Source organism: Candidatus Brocadia sp. (genome assembly GCA_021646415.1).
In the GTDB taxonomy this organism is placed as follows: domain Bacteria; phylum Planctomycetota; class Brocadiia; order Brocadiales; family Brocadiaceae; genus Brocadia.
The window spans coordinates 1-22,713 of record SOEU01000035.1; the positions used below are offsets into that span (position 1 = coordinate 1).

At 42.3% G+C, this 22,713-nt stretch carries 19 protein-coding genes and 2 pseudogenes; 6 read left to right on the top strand and 15 right to left on the bottom strand.

What is annotated here, in order from left to right:
* The first annotated feature begins 110 nt into the window (after positions 1–110).
* Together E3K36_16690 and E3K36_16695 are read left to right on the top strand one after the other, a co-directional pair.
* The gene (locus tag E3K36_16690; GenBank protein ID MCF6156830.1) at positions 111–530 is read left to right on the top strand and encodes a hypothetical protein; all 420 of its coding nucleotides are present in this window, start codon (positions 111–113) and stop codon (positions 528–530) included.
* Position 531: 1 nt separating this feature from the next.
* Entirely contained in the window at positions 532–1,533 is a 1,002-nt protein-coding gene (locus E3K36_16695) for a DNA adenine methylase (protein ID MCF6156831.1), read from the top strand.
* A 59-nt stretch (positions 1,534–1,592) separates the two neighbouring features.
* Here E3K36_16695 and E3K36_16700 read toward each other — a convergent pair whose 3' ends face one another.
* From E3K36_16700 to tnpA, 9 genes and pseudogenes are all read right to left on the bottom strand, one after another.
* Positions 1,593–2,078, bottom strand: coding sequence for a GNAT family N-acetyltransferase (locus E3K36_16700; GenBank protein MCF6156832.1), 486 nt, complete (start codon positions 2,076–2,078; stop codon positions 1,593–1,595).
* Complete coding sequence (locus tag E3K36_16705; protein ID MCF6156833.1) at positions 2,075–3,052, bottom strand: D-glycerate dehydrogenase; 978 nt, start codon at positions 3,050–3,052, stop codon at positions 2,075–2,077. Before E3K36_16705 ends, E3K36_16700 begins: the two co-directional genes overlap by 4 nt.
* 50 nt (positions 3,053–3,102) lie before the next feature.
* Positions 3,103–3,729, bottom strand: a complete 627-nt coding sequence (locus E3K36_16710) for a hypothetical protein (protein MCF6156834.1) — start codon at positions 3,727–3,729, stop codon at positions 3,103–3,105.
* A gap of 146 nt (positions 3,730–3,875) precedes the next feature.
* Positions 3,876–4,238: a GYD domain-containing protein gene (locus E3K36_16715; GenBank protein ID MCF6156835.1), complete on the bottom strand. Its 363-nt coding sequence runs from the start codon at positions 4,236–4,238 to the stop codon at positions 3,876–3,878.
* 387 nt (positions 4,239–4,625) lie between these two features.
* Positions 4,626–7,580, bottom strand: coding sequence for a type I restriction endonuclease subunit R (locus E3K36_16720; protein MCF6156836.1), 2,955 nt, complete (start codon positions 7,578–7,580; stop codon positions 4,626–4,628).
* Positions 7,567–9,015 (bottom strand): hypothetical protein, encoded by a 1,449-nt coding sequence (locus E3K36_16725; GenBank protein MCF6156837.1) that lies wholly within the window; start codon positions 9,013–9,015, stop codon positions 7,567–7,569. The genes E3K36_16720 and E3K36_16725 overlap by 14 nt, the downstream gene beginning before the upstream one ends.
* Positions 9,016–9,317: 302 nt before the next feature.
* Positions 9,318–9,491 (bottom strand): annotated as a pseudogene (locus E3K36_16730) (type II toxin-antitoxin system HicB family antitoxin).
* Positions 9,492–9,608: 117 nt separating this feature from the next.
* A pseudogene (locus E3K36_16735) lies at positions 9,609–11,743 on the bottom strand (SAM-dependent DNA methyltransferase).
* Positions 11,744–11,993: 250 nt separating this feature from the next.
* Complete coding sequence (gene tnpA, locus E3K36_16740; GenBank protein ID MCF6156838.1) at positions 11,994–12,446, bottom strand: IS200/IS605 family transposase; 453 nt, start codon at positions 12,444–12,446, stop codon at positions 11,994–11,996.
* A 453-nt stretch (positions 12,447–12,899) separates the two neighbouring features.
* Between tnpA and E3K36_16745 the strand changes: the two genes are divergently transcribed.
* Positions 12,900–13,610: a hypothetical protein gene (locus E3K36_16745; protein MCF6156839.1), complete on the top strand. Its 711-nt coding sequence runs from the start codon at positions 12,900–12,902 to the stop codon at positions 13,608–13,610.
* Positions 13,611–13,793: 183 nt separating this feature from the next.
* Here E3K36_16745 and E3K36_16750 read toward each other — a convergent pair whose 3' ends face one another.
* The 3 genes from E3K36_16750 to E3K36_16760 all read right to left on the bottom strand — a co-directional run bounded on the left by E3K36_16750 (position 13,794) and on the right by E3K36_16760 (position 15,960).
* On the bottom strand, positions 13,794–14,516 hold the full coding sequence (locus E3K36_16750; protein MCF6156840.1) for a DUF4197 domain-containing protein: 723 nt from the start codon (positions 14,514–14,516) through the stop codon (positions 13,794–13,796).
* Positions 14,517–14,544: 28 nt separating this feature from the next.
* Complete coding sequence (locus E3K36_16755; GenBank protein MCF6156841.1) at positions 14,545–14,967, bottom strand: hypothetical protein; 423 nt, start codon at positions 14,965–14,967, stop codon at positions 14,545–14,547.
* Positions 14,968–15,087: 120 nt separating this feature from the next.
* A complete protein-coding gene (locus E3K36_16760) occupies positions 15,088–15,960 on the bottom strand; it encodes a hypothetical protein (GenBank protein ID MCF6156842.1) in 873 nt (290 codons plus the stop codon).
* Positions 15,961–16,129: 169 nt separating this feature from the next.
* Here E3K36_16760 and E3K36_16765 point away from each other — a divergent pair, with 169 nt between their 5' ends.
* Together E3K36_16765 and E3K36_16770 are read left to right on the top strand one after the other, a co-directional pair.
* Positions 16,130–17,437 carry a radical SAM protein gene (locus E3K36_16765; protein ID MCF6156843.1) on the top strand — a complete coding sequence of 436 codons (1,308 nt, stop codon included), beginning with the start codon at positions 16,130–16,132 and terminating at the stop codon, positions 17,435–17,437.
* A gap of 50 nt (positions 17,438–17,487) precedes the next feature.
* Entirely contained in the window at positions 17,488–18,330 is an 843-nt protein-coding gene (locus tag E3K36_16770) for a radical SAM protein (GenBank protein ID MCF6156844.1), read from the top strand.
* Between the two features lie 107 nt (positions 18,331–18,437).
* On the opposite strand, the gene E3K36_16775 is transcribed toward E3K36_16770, so the two are convergent.
* Together E3K36_16775 and E3K36_16780 are read right to left on the bottom strand one after the other, a co-directional pair.
* On the bottom strand, positions 18,438–19,436 hold the full coding sequence (locus E3K36_16775) for an aldo/keto reductase (GenBank protein MCF6156845.1): 999 nt from the start codon (positions 19,434–19,436) through the stop codon (positions 18,438–18,440).
* 65 nt (positions 19,437–19,501) lie between these two features.
* Positions 19,502–20,242 (bottom strand): phosphoadenylyl-sulfate reductase, encoded by a 741-nt coding sequence (locus tag E3K36_16780; GenBank protein MCF6156846.1) that lies wholly within the window; start codon positions 20,240–20,242, stop codon positions 19,502–19,504.
* 470 nt (positions 20,243–20,712) lie between these two features.
* Between E3K36_16780 and E3K36_16785 the strand changes: the two genes are divergently transcribed.
* Positions 20,713–21,909, top strand: coding sequence for a glycoside hydrolase (locus E3K36_16785; GenBank protein MCF6156847.1), 1,197 nt, complete (start codon positions 20,713–20,715; stop codon positions 21,907–21,909).
* Positions 21,910–22,027: 118 nt separating this feature from the next.
* Here the strand turns inward: E3K36_16785 and E3K36_16790 are convergent, their stop codons facing one another.
* Positions 22,028–22,660 carry a hypothetical protein gene (locus E3K36_16790; GenBank protein ID MCF6156848.1) on the bottom strand — a complete coding sequence of 211 codons (633 nt, stop codon included), beginning with the start codon at positions 22,658–22,660 and terminating at the stop codon, positions 22,028–22,030.
* Between the last annotated feature and the right edge of the window lie 53 nt (positions 22,661–22,713).

Here is a 22,713-nt window from a genome sequence, read left to right on the forward strand (position 1 = left end):
AAGTAGCCGCCTGGCAGCATCGCCGTAATCAAACTAAGACCAAGATCGAATGGAAGTTTACCCGACAAGATGCTGATGATAAACTATCCAGGCATTATGTATCATAACTAATATGTCTTAGTACTAGTCAGCCGAATTATCCACGCCCGGACTATCTCTCCTCTTCCCGCAAGCGACTTGCTCCACAGTTACTGTTCAAAGGGGGAATCCTTCATTCATGGCAGAAGAAAACAGCCGTAGCGTTGAATAAAAGCTTTTTTGACACACTTCCATCCTTGACGACAGTACATAAATCGAAAGCGGATATCGTTTGGTTAATATATGATCTTGAATTGATCAAAGATGGTATTCGTGATAGGTATAAGCTCACGAAAATTGATGAAGTATTTACTGAATTCGAACCCGCACTTTTGTCGATTACTACCCCAGTACCAGGGAAGATCGACGATTTTTTAGAACTGCTTCAGGAGAAACTTGATGAGCAGATCGAGACACCCCCAAATAATAAGACAATTGAAAGGCCCTTCTAAAATGAAATTACCCAGGCAACGATCGTTATTTCCAGAGCTATGTGAAGATTTATCATCACCAAAACCAGTTAATGTTGCCAGCATTCCACAGAGAAGCCCTTTTCGCTATCCGGGGGGAAAAACGTGGTTCGTTCCCACGTTCCGAGATTGGGCTGCAAATCATTATCCAAAGCCCGAAATATTAATCGAACCTTTTGCCGGTGGCGGGATTATAAGTCTCACAGCCTTGTTTGAGAACCTCGTCTCACGTGTCGTCATGGCTGAAATTGATGAGGAGATAGCAGCGGTATGGCAATCAGTGGTAGACGGGCACGCAGAATGGATCGCAAATAGGATTCTTTCCTTCGATCTGACAAAGGAATCAGTTATTGCTGAAATAACTAAATCAAACGTTGATACAAGGGGAAAAGCCTTTCAGACCATCTTGAAGAATCGAACATTTCACGGAGGTATTTTAGCGGAAGGATCGGGTTTCTTAAAGTACGGAGAAAATGGAAAGGGTATAAAATCACGATGGTATCCTACAACTCTTGCCAAAAGATGCTTTAATCTGAAATACGTTGCTGACAGAATTTCATTTCACAAGGAAGACGGGTTGGGGGTTATTCGAAAATATTCAGAACGTCAGGACGTGATTTTTTTCATTGATCCACCTTACACCGCTGGAGGAAAGAGGGCAGGTAAACGGCTTTATCGTCATTTTACCCTTGATCATGAACAATTATTTACGCTTTGCAAATCAATCAAAGGCGATTTTTTGATGACCTATGACAATGCAGACGAGGTGAAATCTATGGCCAGAGACCATGGATTTCAAATGCGTCTCATTCCTATGAAGAACACTCATCATGCGACAATAGAGGAACTCGTTATTGGAAATGACCTATCATGGATGGATCGTCACCCTGCGGTACATGAACCCCTTACTGAATACAATGTCGTGTGCAACAAAAAGAAAGTCCCAACAAAGAGCTTCAGCGAACATGGTAAACCGCGCCGCTGAGCTTTATCGTCAAGAAATAGATATTACAATCCAAAAACCATTTAAAACACCAAAACTTTTTACACAAATCTATGCATAATATAAACGTCTACGAACCCAAGCTTTTTGTGGTTAAATGCCTTTGGTACGGCGCCAACAATCTTAAATCCGAGTTTTAACCATAACTGGATTGCAATAATATTTGTACTCACGACAAAATTAAATTGTATTGCAGAAAATCCAAGTCTTTTTGCCTGTTTTATGGAATGGCTTCCCAAAGACTTACCTACGCCCTGCCCACGGACATCCGGGTGCACCATATAAGCGGCATTTGCAACATGGGCGCCCAGACCAGGCTGATTATTCTTCAGTATATATGTCCCCAGAATTTTATTCTGCAATTCAGCAACATACGTATGAACTTGGGGTGACATCCAAAGGGCTCTGCAATCCTCTTTGCTTGCCTGTGGATCAAAGGCAAAGGTGTCTCCCCTTTTCACCACCTGATGAAAAATATCCCATATATCTTCAAAATCCGCATCCTTTGCCTTTCTTATTTTTATCATGGAAGCACTTCCGGATTTACACAGTTTGGGGGTTTCTGCCTGTTTAACACGGCGATGATATTCTCTGCGGCCATGAGAGACATTTTCGTTCTTGTTTCCACGGTAGCACTGCCAAGATGTGGTGCGAGGACGACATTATCCAGTTCTGCAAGTCCTGGCTTTAATTTCGGTTCTTCCTCATAGACATCCAACCCCACCCCTGCAATCTGCTTATTTTCCAAGGCATGTATCAAAGCTTCTTCATTAATTACGGCGCCCCGTCCGGTGTTAATAAGATAAGCCGTTCTCTTCATCATTGAGAATTCTTCTGTACCAATCAAGTGTCTGGTCTTTTCAGAAAGGGGGGTGTGGAGAGAAATGAAATCAGACTCTTTTAGTAATGTTTCTAAGTCTACCCTTTTAGCGCCAAGATTTTCTTCCAATACAGCGTTTCTGCTACTTTGTGTCATATAAAGAACCCGCATATTCCATCCCCGTGACCGCATGGCCATAGCCGTCCCGATCCTGCCGGCACCAATAATACCCAGGGTTTTTCCCATGAGATCACCCCCAAGCAGCATCATGGGCGCCCAACCGGTAAATTTACCTGCACGGGTAAGTCTATCACCCTCGATAATTCTCCGGGTTATGGAAAAAAGCAGTGCCCATGCCATATCGGCTGTACTGTCCGTCAATACACCAGGCGTATTAGTTACCACAATGCCCTTGGCAGTGGCGGCGTTGACATCGATATTGTCGTATCCCACGGCATAGTTGGCAACAACCTTTAGATTTTTTGCTTCATTTATCAACCGTGCATCGATCCTGTCTGAAAGCATGGTGAGTATGGCATCTCTGCCCTTTACCCGTTCCAGAAGTTCGTCATAGATCAATGGCCTGTCATACGGACTTACCTCCACTATTTGGCAAAACTTCTTGAGTAGAGCAATGCCTTCTTCTGGAATTTGCCGGGTAATAAATACATTCAATGACATCTACTGCCCCCCTTTAAACGTAAATCTTAGAAGTCTCATTTGACCACGCATCATTCACAATAATCCTTGTATAAAACCATATAGTCTACAATTATTTTTATCGCCTCCGGGCGTAAATCCTGTTTGAGTGCCCTGTTTTCCAGGACTCTTTCAGTAAGTTTCCACACCTCACACCAATCTTCAGTAAGAACTATTTGCGCCTTTGCAAGGGCTACAATAATTGAAACGGTAAAACTGTTTTCCATTACCTTGTGAGCTTCTTCAAGTAATGGTATGGCATGCTCCGGATGAAAATAATTGTCCATAACCATGAGATAGCCCAGGCAAAATGTTTCATCAGCGCTGAGAAAATCAGTGTCTAATTCCAGAATTGACACATGGTACAATAACCCCAGGTAGTACATGTACAACTCTGCATTATTCTTCCCCTCAAATCTCCACGAAAGGGCATTAATTACCGCCGCCTTAACATCTATGGGATTTTCCGGGGATGATAAAAATTCGGCAATTTCCAGGCCCATTACGCCTTCCAGATGCGCCCTTTGAACCATTTTTACATCCAGATACGCCTCATAAAATTTGGTTGAAGTAATCGGCGAATCTGCATGGCTAGTCGCTGAAGCTGAAAATGTACATAGCATTGTTAATATAAGGACTAACAAAAATTTCTTTTTCATTTTAAAATCTTTTTCTTTAGAAAGAGGAAAATGTGGTTTATTAGGTAAATGACAATATCATTGCCATTCCTGTGAAAGCATGAATCCGTGTTCCACGGTTGGTTCAATCTTGCAGATTGAGCCAGTTTATTTTGTGGAAGATTTACTCATGGCAGAGAAGAAACAATCTTCCTGAATTCATCCTCCGTAAAAATGCGATGGGTAACGGTGCGGACGAAGCTCAAAGAGCCGATTGCAAGGGCCATTTTGGCTACTGCTTCATCGTTCAGCGCTTCCAGAATGAATACGGTATCGTACTGACTACCGAGTATTGCATAAAACGCCTTCACCTCTCCCCCAAGATCACGCACGGTCTTTTTCGCCGCCTCAACCCGGGCTGGGCTTTCTTTGACCTTCTGTATCCCCTGCTGCGTAAAACCAAACTGCATCATATACGTAGCCATCTTCCTACCTCCTTTCATTTCTTTTTCAGATTGTAAAGGCGCGTCACGAATTAGTGGCGAACCCATAATACAAACAGATACAACGGCAAAGACTATAATGAAGTCCTTTGTGCCAATTATTTAAATAAAGTGTCCATCAATAATACGCTAATCTCAGCGTTGTCCGGTTAGAAATTTGCATGTCTTGTTTTATTGCACTCGAGATGTAATTCCCGCATGTTTTTAGCGGGACTCCAGGAGGTTCAGGGTTCACTGGATACCCGATAAAAACGTTCGGGTATGACAAAACCGTACATGCAAATTTCTAACCGGACAACGCTGCGCTAATCTGAAATTTCGTCAAGATTATATAACGATAGAAGGAACTCTGTTATCGTTTTTGAATCGCTTTGTATATTCTGGATTTATTGCTTTGCACATAATTTTTTCGAGAAGATGAAAAAACATCCATTTTTAAGCCGGCTGCTTCTTGAAGGTGATATTGAAAATACTGTCGCTGAGCCATTTTTTAAAGCCTGGATTATCCATAAACTGCCTGAACAACTCTGTACGATCGGATAATAATTCAATAATAACCTTTTCCAGGGCCTTATCATGCTCTATCCTTGCATTCTGCTCGTCTGACTGCTTAATTGCATTCTGGTAAGCCTTATCTGCAGAAACCTTTGCTGGTATCTCATCGCTGATTACCTTTCGTATTTTATCTGCATCCTTCCAATCAATGTTGCCAAACTGGTCATTAAAGGTCTTGATGATATTGCTCAAGTAATCCAACTCAGTCTCTGTTATACGCCCGGCTCCGCTTGCTGGGATTGGATCAATTTCCGCATCTTTATCGGGTAAAGAAATGGCCCGTGTAGCCTTTACTTCTACACGATAGCTATCCATGTCAATCGTTTCGAGGATTCCCTTCGAGAGGTCTTCTTCTTTTGGTGCAGGAAGCTTGGGTATTAAAAAGTTTAAGAATATGGATAATTTTTCCCATTCAGCATTTGTGTAAGGTAAAATGGAGGCGAGAAAACTGTAGGTACGGACAAATGCCTTTGCCTTACCTTTGAAATCCACCTGCCCGTCTTCATCAAGGTCAGATTTATATGCAGCCACACATGCATCGAGTATTGGGTCTAACTGATCACGATCAGCACCATTGAGATACCGTGAAACCAATTCCCCGACCTGATCATTTCCATAAACTTGATACCCATCCAGGTCTGCTTTTAAATCGTGCAGTTTGTTTGGATCAGTTTCTTCGCTGAGTATCGTAGTACGATAGTAATCGGCAAAGGCAGCTTGTATCGTATCGGCATCGTTCATAAAATCGAGCACAAATGTATCGTACTTTTGAGGATGTGCGCGGTTTAACCGTGACAGTGTCTGTACCGCCTTTATCCCGGAAAGTTGTTTATCCACATACATCGTATGCAGCAGAGGCTCATCATATCCCGTCTGGAATTTATCTGCTACGATGAGAAACCGGTAAGGGTCTTCCTGGAATCTCTCAGGTATCTTGTTACCCGGAAAGCCATTTAACGATGACTCGGTTACCTTCTTGCCTCCGTATTCGTGTTCTCCTGAGAATGCAACGATCGCCTTGTAAGGGCTCTTTCTTTCCCGCAAATAATCCACAAAGGCATGGTAATACTGGGCTGCCCGCTCAATACCGCTTGTTACAACCATAGCACGAGCCTGACCACTCATCTTGTGGTGTGATAACACGCAATCATGGAAGTGGTCAATCATAATCTCCGTTTTCTGACGAATGGCATGATCATGAGACTCTACATACCGGCGGAGTTTTTTCCTGGCCTTTTTTGTATCAAATTCCGGATCGTCCCCCACAATTTTCATCAGACGATAATAACTGTCTATCGGTGTATAACTCTTCAGTACATCGAGAATAAATCCTTCCTGAATCGCTTGTTTCATGGTATAGCTATGGAAAGGACGATGTTTAACGGTATCACCTTCACGATACGGTATACCAAAAATTTCCAGAGTTTTATTTTTCGGAGTTGCAGTAAAGGCAAAATAGCTCGCATTGGAGAGCATCTTCCGCGATTCCATGATACGGTTTATTTTATCTTCTACGGTCTCATCTCCATCTTGATCACCGCACTCTGTTGGTTGTGCTGACAACACCATGTGCATTTTCGTAGTCGTACGTCCACCCTGACTTGAATGCGCCTCGTCAATAATAATTGCAAACTTACTGCTGCGGTGTTCATCGCCAATTTCGTCCAGTACAAAGGGGAACTTCTGAACGGTTGTAATGATAACCTTTTTTCCAGATTTCAAAAAACGACGAAGGTCTCCTGAATGTTCAGCGTGACCTACGGTAGCCGATACCTGAGCAAACTGTTTGACGGTGTCTTTAATCTGTTTATCAAGGACACGGCGGTCTGTAACAACAATTACCGAATCAAAAATACCATGATCATCTTTTTTCAGTCCAATCAATTGGTGGGCAAGCCATGCAATGGAATTGCTCTTTCCACTCCCTGCTGAGTGCTGGATTAAATACCGTTTACCTATGCCATGTTTGCAGGCATCGGCAAGCAGTTTTTGTACGACATCCAGTTGATGGTATCTCGGGAAAATTTGCTTACGCTTTTTCCGTCCTTTGTCATCCTTTTCTTCAATAATCTGTGCATAATTTTCGATGATATTCGATAAACTATTTTTTGTAAGGATTTGTTTCCAGAGATAGTCTGTCTGCAAACCGTCCGGATTCTGAGGATTTCCGGCCCCGTCATTCCACCCCTTGTTGAAGGGCAGAAACCATGAGCTTTTGCCTTTCAGATGAGTGCACATGCGTACCTCATGATCATCTATAGCAAAATGCACCATACAGCGGCCGAACTGGAAAAGTAGTTCCCTCGGATCGCGGTCTCGCTTGTACTGCTGTACCGCATCTGCAACGGTCTGCATGGTAAGTTTGTTCTTTAGCTCAAACGTTGCAATGGGAAGGCCATTTATGAAAGTGGCTAAGTCAAGGGCCAGTGGTGTTTCATGCTTACTGTAATGGAGTTGGCGGGTAACGCTAAAGATATTGGCCTTGAAAAGCCCTTCAGCCTTGGTGTTTCCCGGTGTCGGAGTGCCATAGAACAATTCTATGGAAACATGACCGTGTTTGATGCCATTACGGAGAACGTCAATTACACCTCGTTTGGCAACCTCACCCTGGAGACGACCCAAAAACTGCTGCCGTCTTGGTCCGTCCACTTCAAGCCCAAGCGCCTCAATAGCTTTGGGCTGTGTGTCCTTCAGGAACGCAAGCAGTTTTACCAAATCAATGGCATGTTCTCTATCGTAGTCCTCGTTTGTTCCCCGCTGGTAACCGGACTCACTGACCAGCGATTCAACGATGATGGTTTCGAGACCTTTTTCGCTGGTATCAGTCGTTGGCATCCAGCACCTCCACAGTCTCTTCTATCTCTACTTTTTCCTGCAATTCCTCTGAAACATATGCATCCATATATTCTTCCAATCCTTCGATTTCTTCAACAGGAATTCCCCTGACATCTATCTTGCCCGTTACCACATCGGCAATGAGACGGATGCGATATTCGCATATAAGTTTGATCTGTCGTTCATTAATTTGGATTAATTTATCGATCTTTGCACAATCATTATTAATTTTGGAAACAATTTTTATCTGATCTGACAAGGATGGTAATGCTATTAAAATTCGACCATACCGAGTCGGATTCAAGTTTGATTGATTTAAACTTGGAATAGCTAACTGTCGAGCAATACTTAATATTTTGGGACTATTTAGTAAGTAGTTTAAAAACTCAGAATTATTGATGTTTTTAACACGGAAACGCACTAAATAAGACGCATATGTTACTTGAACTGTATTTACTTGTTTAAACAAACCAACCTTTCCAACTAATTCTGCACTATTGGTTCGATTATATAATAAGTCACCATCCTTCAAAAGAAGGTTATCCGACACCCAATCAACACCTCCAGTTTCTGGTATGTGCACTTGTCCATTATTTATATCACCCATTGTTAAAACGCGAATTTTTCCAGAATCAGAAATACTCTCAGAAATACCATAATCAATAGATTCAAACGCACGCCTTATTGGCATTACTGTCCAATGCTCTGGAATATCCCCAATCCAATCTACACCAGACGGTTTAAGTCGGACGTTTGGATCAATTCCTCGCGTCACCGCATGGTTAATAATAGCTTGCTTTTGTTCATTGAGGAGTTTAATTAGCTGCCGTTTGTTGTAAATAAAGCGATTTATTTCATGTTCTTTTTTGTTAAGATAGTTCGCTATTTGGCGCTGTTCCTCAATAGGCGGCAAAAAAATCTGAATACGCTTGAAATCGCTATAACGCATGTCCCATTGATTTACACGAACACCAGAGGAAATTTGATTATAAAACCAAACATAAATCCTTGATCGCAGTAAGTAATGTATATAGTGAGGATAAACATCACTAATTATTTCACAAACAATATAAGCAGGACTCACTATGCCTAAATGATTAGAGACACCAAGAGACCCTTGCCAGGTCTTCATCTTATTCAGAACAAGGTTTCCTGGCTTTACAACTTTATAAGTCGAAAGGTCTGATCCTTCGGGATTATAATTATCATCACGAGAATCTTTTCTAATGACTCCATAATCTCTATATACTGAAAGCAGAGGCAAATCTGGTCTTCCTCTAATATTTTTAAGGTATGTGATTGCTTGAATTGGTTTTTGTATCCAATGCATAGGAACCTTCCCAAGCCAAGGAATACCAGAATCTTTATATTCAGGATAAGGCTTCAGTTTTTGACTCATCTGTTTTCTGCAATTATACATAGCGTCATTAATCAAATACGAATCCCCGTTTTCACGGGGACAAGCATGTCATTCCCGTGAAAACGGGAATCCAGAAAAACACTGGATTCCGGGTCAGGCTCGGAATGACAGACAGCTGCATACTTATGCCGTTGTGTATATTTCAAATTGGTTTTTATAGAGAATTAAATGGTATTTTTATCCCCGATTGGGCTTTTCATTAAAACACCTTGTTACCTTGCCAAATTTGTGTATTTCAGCAATTCCTGAAATTCTTCTATCGTATCTTTCTCATACCTTGATTGTTTCATTAGCAGTGACTCTTGGCAGCTTGTCTGTCATACTGATACTTCCATCATAGTCAAACTCACAGATTCAGGTTGTGGAATATCTTCGCCGCATTCAATTTTGTCTTCTACGTGAAGCCTTATAGCATCTTTTATATTTTCCAATACCTCTTCATAGGTATCTCCCTGTGTATAGCAACCCTGGAGTTCAGGGCAAAAGGCAAAATCCGAAGCACAAAATTGCGGGGCAACCCTGTCAGGGTTTAAAACCCTGACAGGGTTAGTTTCATACCTATTTTGATAAAAAAGTCAAAATATCTTTTATAAGCGCCTGTAGTTTGTTTAATCCATTATATCTTCCAGCAATCCCTCTGTCTCCCGTTCAAGGGCAAGGATATCTGCCTTGATCTCATCAAGCGTTCGCAACGGTTCTGGCTTGTAAAAATATCGGGTGAATGAGATTTCGTAACCGATCTGGATCTTTGACTCGTCAATCCATGCATCCGGCACATAGGTAAGGACTTCACGTTTAAAAAACGTCTCAATGCCACCCCCTTCGAGTAATGGTATCTGCTCCGTATCGCGCAGTTCTGAGTCTGGCTCATATTCCACCACGCACTTCTTACCGTTAATCTCTCTTTCATACCTGCCATACAGGGGATTGGCATTAATCTTACCTGGTTTGTGGATTTTGCTGATGACCGGCAGAGCCGTTTCGTCTTTCAGCCCAAGTTTGGCCTGTAAAAATTTGATACGCTGAGACGTCAATTTCACGCTGTTTTCCTTCACGCCAGTTTCTACAGCCGTCAGAAATGCATTAAAATCCAAATGAGGACCGGGGCCAAGTTTCTTTGCAACGTTATCAATTATACCAATAAGCGCTTCCTCTTTTTCTTCCCTGCATACCTGACGGAAACGGCCCAAAGATTTTTCAGACAGCTCAATACGAAGGCGCAGAGGGCGTTCAACGGTGATCTTCCAGTACCCAAAGGCTTCATTGGGAAAGCGTTTTGATTGTTCATTTTCTTCAAATGAAAGAACGGTATCGCAAATCTTCTTGATGTGTTCCTCCAAAAATTCGCAGTTCTTTTTGCCGAGGTTTTTGCGCAAAGGTGCATACCATTTTGTGGCATCGATAAGTTGAACCTTACCCTTGCGATGTTCCGGCTTGCGATTGGTCAATACCCATATATACGTCGCTATACCTGTGTTATAGAACATGTTCTCCGGCAAGGCGATAATGGCCTCAAGCCTGTCATTTTCAACAATCCACCGGCATATATTACTCTCCCCCTGACCTGCATCACCCGTAAAAAGGGAAGAACCATTATGCACCTCGGCAATCCGGCTGCCCAGCCGGGTGTTGTGCTTCATCTTACTTAGTTTATCCACCAGGAACAGGAGCTGTCCGTCGCTGGAACGAGGGATCATCTTGAATTCCGGGTCTCCGGCATGCTCAACAATAAACCGGGGATCTTTAATATCCCCTTTCCCACCCATACGCTCAAGGTCTGTCTTCCAACTTTTTCCATACGGGGGATTGGAGAGCATGAAATCAAACTCATGTGAAGGAAAGGCATCGTTTGATAGTGTCGAACCGTATTTTATATTTTCCACTGCCTCGCCTTCTCCCTTCAGCAGGAGATCCGCCTTGGCAATTGCGTAGGTTTCAGGATTGATTTCCTGTCCAAACAGGTGGATAGCAACATCCTTTCCATGTGCCTTTGCCAGTTCAGAAAGTGTTTCCTCTGCAACGGTCAGCATGCCACCCGTTCCACAGGCGCCGTCATATACCAGATATGTGCCGGATTCAATCTGATTGGCTACAGGCAGGAAGATAAGATTGGCCATTAACTTTACCACATCACGCGGTGTGAAATGTTCACCCGCCTCTTCGTTATTCTCTTCATTAAACCGGCGAATGAGTTCCTCAAAAATAGTACCTATCGCATGATTATCAAGGGCTGGCAACTTAACGTTTCCATCCGAATCATAAATGGGATTTGAGCTAAGATTGAGGTAGAATCGAGAAATTTCTCAATAACATGCCCAAGAATATCGGCATCAACCATTGTAGGTATCTGATTCCGGAATTTAAACTTATCCAGAATTTCCTGCACGTTTGGCGAAAAACCATCGAGATATGCCTCAAAATCGGCCTTCAATTGCTGCTGTTTTGCCCGGTTTCGTAAGTCGCGAAGGGTAAATGGTGATGTATTATAGAAAGCCAGATCGAACGATGCCTTGCAAAGAGATAAAAGAGCTGTATGTTGATTAGAAATGCCTGCATCATCAAGCTGTTTCTTCATCTTGAGAACGGCTTCCTTTGTTGGTTCAAGAACGGCGTCAAGCCGTCGAATAACGGTCATCGGGAGAATTACATCCCGATATTTTCCGCGAACATAAACATCCCGAAGCACATCATCCGCAATTCCCCAAATAAAATTGACGATTGCCGTATGCTGGTTATGATTCATATCCCGCCCTTATGTATAGAACGTATTTGTATCGATTTTTCACTTAGCATCCACCACGGATGGTAGTCGCATGAACACATTATTTCTACTTACATCAACACCAAAGAAACGCGATAGCATATGAATATCAATCCTTATTCTTTTTTTTAAAGCCCAAAGGGCTTTTCTATGGTAGCCCAGGGTAAATTTTTACCCTGGGCTAATGAGAAAACAAAAAAAATTAACCCTGAAAGGGTGACATAAAGACACATTAATCCCATATGTACCGTTCATCATATTGGATATGGTATTTATTCAAAAACATCAGAAATTCTTCCTGGAATGTTTTATTTTTATGATGTTCCTTTTGATTTCTAATGTACTGCATTGTCGATTCCTTCATTGAATGTCCAATTGAAAATGCCCCATAACCATTTTGCCAATAAAACCTCCCATATTCTGAATCTTTTGTTTTTATCCATTTAGACGAACTCTTTTTGACTTCCTCAATTACTTTGCTCAAAGGAATCTTCTTCGATAATGAACAAAGGGTGTGGATATGGTTTTCTGTACCACCGATTATGATTGCATGGGAATCATATGATTTGAAAACCTCTGCCATATAGGAATGTAATTGTCCTTCGATATCTTGCTTGATTAATAATACTCTATCTTTGGTGCTGAATATAATATGAATTAGGAGATTTGTTAGTGACTGAGACATTTTTTATTACGCTCTTACAGAGCTAAAGATGGTGCTTACCTGTATACCCAGGGCGGTTGCCCTGGGCTTTCGTATATAAGCCCTTTGGTCTTTGTCTGAAAAAGATCAATTATAGTTATTATGCCCATAAAAATACCTTACATGAAAAGGCAAAGGACTTAAGTTATCCATCTTATATCTTAAACGATTTTTATTGTCAAGGAGTATAATGCTTTATAAAATTAGCCATAAATGAACATGAATTTACACGAAATTTATAAAAAACAAAAAGGGAAAACTAACCATAGATGGATACGGAGGCACACTGAGATTTCAGCTACGCGTAATGTTGGGAAGTTGTGATGTTGTGAAGTTCCGGTATTCAGCTACCAAATTTCCCAACTTCCCAGCTTCTCACCTTCTTGCCTTTTTTGCGCTCTTTGCGTCTTTGCGGTAAATTTCCAGAAAATATTTATGACAACCTTTAAAACCTTATTTGGAATAGAACCGTCAGTAATTCAAAAGACCTGCGTAGTTGTTCCCTATCTAATGCCGGATATTCTCAAGGCACTTGGGATTAAAGGGTTGAAAAAGGGGAAGCTCTATGCAACGGCAAATACCGATGTGTTTACCTTTATGAAAGCGGGTATCGGCACCTTGCTTGTCGGTGACGCTGTCTTATATCTGGAAGAAACAAGCTGCCAAAAAATCATTTATTTCGGCTCCTGCGGCCTGGTGCAGGAAACAGACCAGTTAACCATCGGCAGTCTTGTTTGTCCGAAGGCGTGTTTGTCTTTCGAAAGTTTTACGGATACCCTGTTACGACACACGAATAAAATTATCACCCAATATCCTGATCCAACGTTATTTCAATCTTTTTTGAGTACCGATTTGAGCCCAAAAATCCAGCCAGTCATAGGGATGAGCATGGGGTCATTGAAGTGTGAGGAATCCTACAAGGAATTTTTTGATGAAGAGGGTATTAAGGTAATCGATATGGAATGCTCGGCCTTTTTCAGCGCTGCTCAATATATCCGGAAAAAGGCAGTTGCCCTTTTCTACGTGACCGATATCATTGGCAAAAAGCCTTTTTTTGAACCGTTAGAACCACAGGATAAATTGAAAATTGATCATGCCATTCAAACTGCCTGCACGGTAATACGGTCATTTTGTAAAGAAAGATAAACCACAGAGGACACCGGGAACGGAGAGGAAGGTATGAAATTGAAAAGTAAGGAAGCCCCGGCAGATTGAACGTCCTGTCTTCTCAACTTCTAAACCGTTTCATTTAATTGCGAACTTTGCGGTAAATTATTACCAATTGAGAAATACATGATTGATTCGGCTGGTGGGACATTATTAAAGAATTTAGCTCTTTCCAAAGACTTCTTTCAGGAGGTCTGTCACCCTTGCCGCAGGATTCTTTCTGATGTTCTTTTCCTCCTCTCCTATCATGTAAAAAAGCCCATCGAGGGCCTTGTTTGTCACATAATCATCAAGATCAACCGACTCTGCTTTCATGAAAGGAATCGCCGTGAACTTACCCATCATGTCCTTATAATAATTTGTAACCCCTACCTGGTTCATTGAGTCAGAAATAGTCGGCTTGAACGAGTCGTAAAGTTTATTGTATGTTTTTTTCCTGAAGAAATCAGTGGCTGCAGTGTCACCGCCATCTAATATTTTCATGGCATCCTTGAAAGTCATCTGTTTTATTGCATCGACGAAATATTCTCTGGCGACCGGCGCCGCCTTTTCCGCTGCACGGTTCATGCTCAGCACAAAGTCATCGACTTGTTTCTGGAATCCAAATTTCCCAAGGGTATCTGCTACCTTTTGAATTTTTTCAGGCATTAAAATTTTAATAGCCTTATTGGCAAAATAACCATCAAGGGAGGATACGGATGTAATACTTTTATCCGTTGCAACGGACAGGGCCTCTTTTAGCCCGGATATAACCGTACTCTCATCAAGGCCAGCTTTTGAAACACCTCCACCTCCCTTTTTAAAGAGGTCACTCAGAAACCCTCCATATGTGGTGCTTGCCGTCAGTACCAGCGCCAGCATAATTACAATGTTTTTCTTTTTCATATTTATTATCCTCAAAGAAAGCTTCTATTTATTCCCACCCGATCACCGTGTATCCCTTATCGCCTAAGCATTCTTCCATATATTGTCTGACCAAAGGGTCCGGGTCTCTGGCTTTAAATAAACCAAAGATAAGCCCGCTGGCAGCGCCACCGGCGGCTCCTGCAGCGGCACCGCGTCCGGCGTCGCCGGCAACAGCCCCTACAGCAGCACCTGTCGCTGCTCCTATAGCGGTACTCACGGCTGTCTGTTCAGCAATTTTCTTTTCAGTGCGATACTTACCAGCATGTGCCTTTGCAAGCTGAAAACATTCATCGATATCTTTATCAGCTACTTCACGTCCGACCGTATTGAGATGCTCATTGGGATAAAGGACAGGCCTTTTTGTGGCACACGAAGTAGTTATGAATAGTACTGAAAGAAGGACTATGAATAAGTGACTTATCATTTTCATATTCATATTAAGAAATATTATAAATAAAAATAGCCATTTTTAAAATCAAATTATTCTGCACTCCAAAAAGAGATGCCTTTTTCTTCGGCGTCTTTTCATGAAGCAACTGAGTAATACACATTAAGTCATTGAAAATTGATCCTTCAAATAATCTTCGAAGGTATTCAATAATGCTTTCTGATTCATGCCTTTGTGCTTATGGGTGAGAAGGGTGCAGATCTGTTTTTTGACATTGTTCAAAAGAATCCTGTGATCATAGAGTAATCGGGCTACATCCTGAATTTCCAGATAGAGTTCAAGGATGTCTCCGCCTGGACTGCTTATAATACAGCGCTCATCCCATCCCAACCAATCCCACTTGCATACCATATTTAATTTTCCTGCAATAAATGTATTGAAGACCGCCTGAAACCAGAGGCGATGATATTTGCCGTCAAAGACTATATACGCAGGCTCACCCCAATGGCCTTCGCAGGATGACCATGTTGAAATCCCAAGGGAAGAAATCGATTTCACCAGGCGTGCTATGAAAGGTTCCAGGTCATATACCCGTATCGCAGGAAGTTGCCCGTATGTCATAAAGTGATCGAACTTGCCATACCTATCCCGTTCCCAATTTAAACGAAAAAGATCAACAGGAATCTCATTGGTAAAGAGCTCAATTACATATTGATTGTTATTTATATCAAACAATTGTATATCGATACCATCAAAATATACATGCTGGTTCTGAGAAATATCTTCGTTATCGCGTTTATCAATAGCGTCCTGATGAGGTTTATTGTAAATCTTTTTATAATCAATATTCTGCAGTGCTTCAAGGAATTCTCCATCATCTCTATGTGAATCGTCACTCAATCGTATTTTTCCGGAACTCACGTCCAATTCTATTAAAAATCCCCTTGCCGAAAAGATTTCATAAAAACGATCAATATGTTCTTTTTTTCCCTGTGTTATTTTTTCAATAAACTTTTCTATAAGGGATGTGTTCATTTGTTTGCCAAGGGTAATTATGCGTGATAAGAAATTGATTTTGTCATACGAAATAATAGTATAACAACTGCCAAAGAAATACAACTTTTAATGTTGCTGAAATATATTTTTGCCTGATATACTTTGTACTATTTCTATTTTTCCCGGTGAAAAGAATTTTTAATTTTACATGTCAGGACAAATGATCCTCCTCACCATATTGCCGTTAACCTGGCCTAATATGCCTCCCATTGGACTGGGATACCTCCAGGCGTTCCTTGCACAAAAGGGGATTGGTGCAGACTTGATAGACTTTAATCAGATTTTTTATACCTTATCCGACCATCAACTGCAAAAGCAGTGGCGGGTGAGTTGTAATACGTTTTTCGAAGAAAATATCCTTTCTCTGATGAAACAAAATAATCCCGGGGAATTTCAGGGTGCAATAGAGAAGATATTGAGCTATGAGGTTGTAGGATTCTCTTGTTTCAAGAGTAACTTTGAAACTACTGTGAGTATAGCAGAACTCCTGAAATCAAAGAAAAATACCCTAAAGGTTGTATTGGGGGGACCAGAAATTACCCGCCAATATTTTAAAAGTGAAGGCAATTTTCATGAGAGGGTCATCCGTGTAGCTGATTACCTGATTGTGGGTGAAGGTGAAGTTCCTTTGTATCAATATCTTATTGGCAGCAATACTCATAAAAAGGTAGCAACGTTCGAGCAACTTAGTGATTTAACAGACCTCCCGTTTCCCCGTTATACAGGAATTGACCAGAATGTCTATCCCAGGAGAAACACCATACCACTACAGTTTTCAAGGGGATGTATCCGGAGATGTAACTTTTGTTCGGAAAGGCTCCTCTACAAAAATTTCAGGACAAGAAACGTCAGCAGTCTCATCGATGAAATCCGGTATCATAAAACACACAACAAGACACAATACTTTGTGTTTTACGATTCCTTAATCAATGCGGACATGAAGAAATTAGAAGTATTATGTGACAGCATCATTGAGCATTTTGGGTCAATTCATTGGGAAGCACAGATAGCCATAAGGAATGATATGGACCAAAAGCTCTTGAAAAAAATGAAGCAGAGTGGCTGTTACAGTCTTTTTATCGGGCTGGAGTCTGCGTCAAATACCACCCTTAAGAATATGAACAAGGGTTTTACTACCGATGACGCCCTCAATTTCTTTCATGCCCTTTGTCAGGCGAACCTCTTCTTTGGCATAAGTATCATTGTAAGTTATCCAGGTGAGACCGATCAGGATTTTCAAAATACCCTCGATTTTATTATTCATCATAAAGAGATTATACCTCAGATTGCCCAAATCAATCCGTTTACGTATTATGATGGTACATCGGCAGATGAAACGGCAGATTATAGTACAAATCCAACGTCCCTGAGAAGGATGGAAATCCTGGTTGAAGAAATCAAGAGGCATAAACTTAAGTATACCAATGCATTCATTGGGAATTTGATAGAGAAATAGTTCATCGCAACGATGCAAAAGGCGGAGAGGAAAGTTGAATTGTTACTAAAATGCTAGAAATTAAAGAAGTTACGATAAGCCGTATTCTAAATCCCACATCCATAGATTTAGGGGAATATGTGATCAATCCCTATATGGGTTGTGAGTTTTCATGCCATTATTGTTACGTGAGGTCAAACAAGGTCGTTCGTAAACGGGAGAAACCCTGGGGTACATACGTAGATGTAAGGAAAAACTCACCCGATTTACTCGAAAAAGAAGTTTTGGAGAAAAAACCAAATGTCGTACTTCTTGGTTCTACGACTGAGTGTTTTCAGCCCATTGAAAAGAAATATCAGCTAACCGGAAAGCTCCTTGAAATTTTAAACAGATATAAAGTTTCCTATGTAATACTCACCCGTTCTCCTTATATCGTGGATTATATTCCTTTGCTCAACCAGGGATTTTGCAAAAGGATATATTTTACGGTAAACAATTTCAGCCATGCCCTGAAAAAGGTTTTGGAACCAAAAAGCCCGTCATTTCCTTCCCGTAGTACTGCAGTTCGTATCCTGCTTGATGAGGGTATATCTGTCATACCTTATTATTCTCCTGTTATTCCCTGGGTAACTGATATCAAAGAAGCGTTCTCAGCCTTTGAAAAGGCAGAAAGGATTGAATTCGAGTACTTAAATTTTAATTTCAAAAATACGCAGGAAATCATAAACAGTATTTCCCTGGCGGAACCTGCATTGAAAGAGAAATTTACATCGATGCTCTGCGAAAGAGTCTTCTATGAGCAAATCTGGAAAGAATTAGGTGAGGAAATAGAAAGACAGGCAAACATGGTACAGAAGGCCTACAAAATATATAAACACAGTTTTGGTGAATATTTTAAAAATACATATTTTTAACCACGTTGTCCATAATTATTCTTATATCTCAAGACTTTTAAACCGTTCTGCCGGGCTTACGACGGAGCCTTGCCTTTCAAACCATCCGTTCCTGTTGTCATTTCTTTTTACACAACGTCCGCACGTGATGGTGGCGCCATAAATTCCGGTCCAACAGGGTCCTTGACAACATTTTCTACAATTCGTTCAATGGTCTGGCGCGACGTATCATCAATTGTCCATCCCGCAACACCCGCTACAGGCTCTAACTGTTCGGGCCTGCGTGCGCCCCACAGGGCTATGCTCACACCGGGCTGGTCAAGCAACCAGCGGATTGCCAGTGCCAGCACACTTGTGTTAAAGCGCTCACGGGCGAAATGTTCAAGCTGCGCGACGGCTTCGAGGTACTGACCATATCGTGGCTGCTGAAATTTCGGATCGACCTTTCGCAGATCGTCTCCCGTAAATTCTGTATCAGATTTCATCTTTCCGGTGAGCAATCCCCGGCACAGGGCACCGTAAGTTAGCGTAATCAGATTGTGTTTGCGGGCATAAGGTAGTACATCCTGTTCTATCTGGCGCTCGAATAGGTTATATGGCGGTTGCATAACGTGCAGTGGGGCGGCCTGACGGAAGGTATCCATTTGTTTTGTTGAGTAATTGCTTACACCAATAGCGCGGATCTTGCCCTGACGATAAAGCTGTTGCATAGCCTCAGCGGTTTCCTCAATGGGAACCAGAGGATCAGGCCAGTGTACCTGGTAAATATCAATGACTTCGGTGCGCAGGCGTTGCAATGAATCCTCGATCTCTTTAAGAATTCGATCTTTTTTAGAGTTGCGGAAGACCTTTGTGTCACGCCACTCCAAACCAACCTTGGTGGCTATAATAACATCCTTGCGTTTACCGTACAACTCTATCGCCTTTCCGACGATCTCCTCCGAACGGCCCTGTCCGTAAACTGGCGCGGTATCAATCAAATTAATCCCTTGCTCAATGGCCGTATGGATGGTGCGGATCGAGGCTTGTTCTTCGGTGCCTCCCCACATCCAGCCTCCGATAGCCCATGTTCCCAAGCCAATTCGTGAAGCGCGCAATTCCGTTCCTGTGATATTGACGTATTCCATAAAGATTTTTTTGCCTTTGACAGAAAATTTTTATAATACGCGGTCTCTGCTTTTGTCTGCTGGTATCAAATCCCGGAACCATCTGAGCAATTAATGTTGCAGTACTTCGGTCCTTCATCACCTGTACTTACCAGATGTCTCCAACGGCCGGCTCGCGGGTCTTCACCCGGTTCGACCGGTGTGGTGCAGCATTCGCATCCAATGCTGGGATAGTTTTGCTTATGCAGGGGATGAACAGGTACATCATGCTCCTGAAGGTACGTCTGAATCTGTTTGTCCGTCCAGTCGAATATCGGATGAAGGGTATATCCGTGGGTACGGGGGTCTTGTAAAAGAGGATTCAATTTGGCACGCCGGCCTCCTTCGCTGCGGCGCAAACCAACCATTGCAAGTTTGCGCCCGTACTGCTTCATATGATTGAGGAATGGGACTGTCTTGCGCAAGCGACAGCATTCTTTCTGACCATCGGCGTAGAGATATAATTTCCTTTTAAATTCCTTTTCCTGCTGCTCCGGGGTTAATTCCGGGTACAGGGTCACTATATTTAATTTGTAACGTCGCATGAATTCATCACGAAGCAGCATAGTTTCACGAAAATGATATCCTGTGTCTACGAAGAGTATTTCATTTTCCAGTTCCATGCTGTAAAAGTAATGCATCAGCACAGAGGCCGAACTCTGCATACTGCTCAACAGCACGGCGTCCTTGCCAAAGGTTTCCACTGCCCAGTGGATCCTGTCCGCGGCTGTCAAATCCTGGAGCAGTTTATTTACGGACATCAGATCTGGTTCTAGAATATGTTTCATTGTTGTTTTTCCTAAATTAACGGATTTTTTATTAATACCGTTAAAATCTTTTTCAGATTATCTTTTTTTGCTTGTTTACGAAAGTACGGGAATGTAACACATAACAATTATTATACAAAAAAGACCCTCAATCGCAATATCATATGCAGTATAATATGAAGAGTCATTATCTTTCAATAAAAAACAACGAGAGATAATAGTTCTGAAATTTATAGTATTATTGTATAAAAACTTCTTTCCCCATTTTCATGAGGACAAGTTTTGAGAAAGTTTTTTACCTCTCCTTAATTCCCTCCTCGCGAAGGAGGGAAAGAGGGGCGGTTATTTTGGTTGCGGTTTCGCTGCGTTATGATATATTTAGTTTTGGTAGCAGAAAGTTTTCTTAAAGCAGCTTCTATGATACCATTTGGGGGTATCTCAATTGGATGTCAATGAAATCTGTATGATTTGAAAGATAAGTCTCTTCAAAAATGAACAATCAGAAATCCTCTGTCGCCGTTGAAGAAGATCTTATTCAGGGGTGTTACACTCGTTCGCTACGGCTATTAAGAGGCAATTCAACCCCTGCCGGTATTATTGCGTGTGCAAAATCCAAAAAAGCCGTGGACAGGTCCTATGCCAGCATTTTTGGACGTGATGCAGCCATCTGCTCCCTGGGGATGATTGCATCCAAAGACCGGGAGCTCGTGCACAATGCAAAGATAAGTATCCTCACCCTGGCGCAGTATCAGGCCCCGAACGGACAGATTCCAAAATACGTAAAACCCGAACTCAAAGAGGTCGATTTCTGGTATTCGGGATGCATTGATGCCACACTCTGGTGGCTGATCGCCATAAACTTTTACGACCATTTTTTCCCCGAAGAACGGTTTGCGGAGCAGTTACGTGCGGCAATAGATCGTGCCTTTAACTGGCTTTTCTGCCAGGAACATCAGGGATTATTCTTGCTGCAGCAGAATGAGGCAAGTGATTGGGCAGATATCATGCCGAGGTCTGGTTTTGTGCTTTATTCCAATGCCCTGTGGTATCATGTAAAAAGACTGTACAAGATTTCTACCGCAGACAAGACGAGACATTATTTCAAAGTCATATTCTTTCCTTTTGATAAGGCGGTACCGGAACACCGAAGGGTGCGTATTTTGATGCACTATATCAGGAACAGGGCCAGGCGCAGTGATTTTTATCTCAGCTTCGTGAATTTTTCCTTCTGGGGAGAAGAGATAGACGTTTTTGGCAACATCCTCAGTGCCTTCTTCGGACTGGCATACACTTCCAAGGCATCCCGCATGGTTGATGCCATGCTCAATTTAAAGATTCACCAACCTTATCCCGTGAGGGTGGTCCATGATCCCATACGGGAAAACAGCCCACTCTGGCGTCCTTACATGCGGCGCCACAAGCAGAATCTTCCCTATCAGTACCACAATGGCGGCATTTGGCCATTTATTGGCGGGTTTTGGGTAATGCTGCTTGCAAAATTAGGCAGGAAAGAGCTTGCGTGGAACGAACTGGAGCGACTTGCTGAGGCAAATAGGACCAATAACTGGGAGTTCAATGAATGGTTTCACGGAACGACAGGTGAACCAATGGGTATGGCAGGACAATCCTGGAATGCAGCAATGTTCATACTGGCATTTCATGTCCTGCGGGATGACGTTCATTTATAGTAATTTCCATAAACAAGAAGGGCAACCCCGTGGTTGCCCTTCTTGTTTTATGGATTTTTGATTTTACACAACACAGAAACGTAACATTACCTCATTTGTTACGCCCCGTGTGATGCTTTTAACAGTTAATCAATTCTGCTGACTTTCCCTCTTTCTCCTTCTCCTTGCCCTTGTCTTCAGACATGATGGAGCCAGCGAAGGCGGTCTTTACGGAGCCGGTCATCAACTCACCTGATTTTCCCTCTTTGTCCTTCTCCTTGTCTTCAGACATGATGGAGCCAGCGAAGGCGGTCTTTACGGAGCCGGTCATCAACTCACCTGACTTTCCCTCTTTCTCCTTCTCCTTGCCCTTGTCTTCAGACATGATGGAGCCAGCGAAGGCGGTCTTTACGGAGCCGGTCATCAACTCACCTGACTTTCCCTCTTTGTCCTTCTCTTTGTCTTCAGACATGATGGAGCCAGCGAAGGCGGTCTTTACGGAGCCGGTCATCAACTCACCTGATTTTCCCTCTTTGTCCTTCTCTTTGTCTTCAGACATGATGGAGCCAGCAAAAGCAGTCTTCACGGAGCCGGTCATCAACTCACCTGACTTTCCCTCTTTGTCCTTCTCTTTGTCTTCAGACATGATGGAGCCAGCAAAAGCAGTCTTCACGGAGCCGGTCATCAACTCACCTGACTTTCCCTCTTTGTCCTTCTCTTTGTCTTCAGACATGATGGAGCCAGCAAAAGCAGTCTTCACGGAGCCGGTCATCAACTCACCTGATTTTCCCTCTTTGTCCTTCTCCTTGTCTTCAGACATGATGG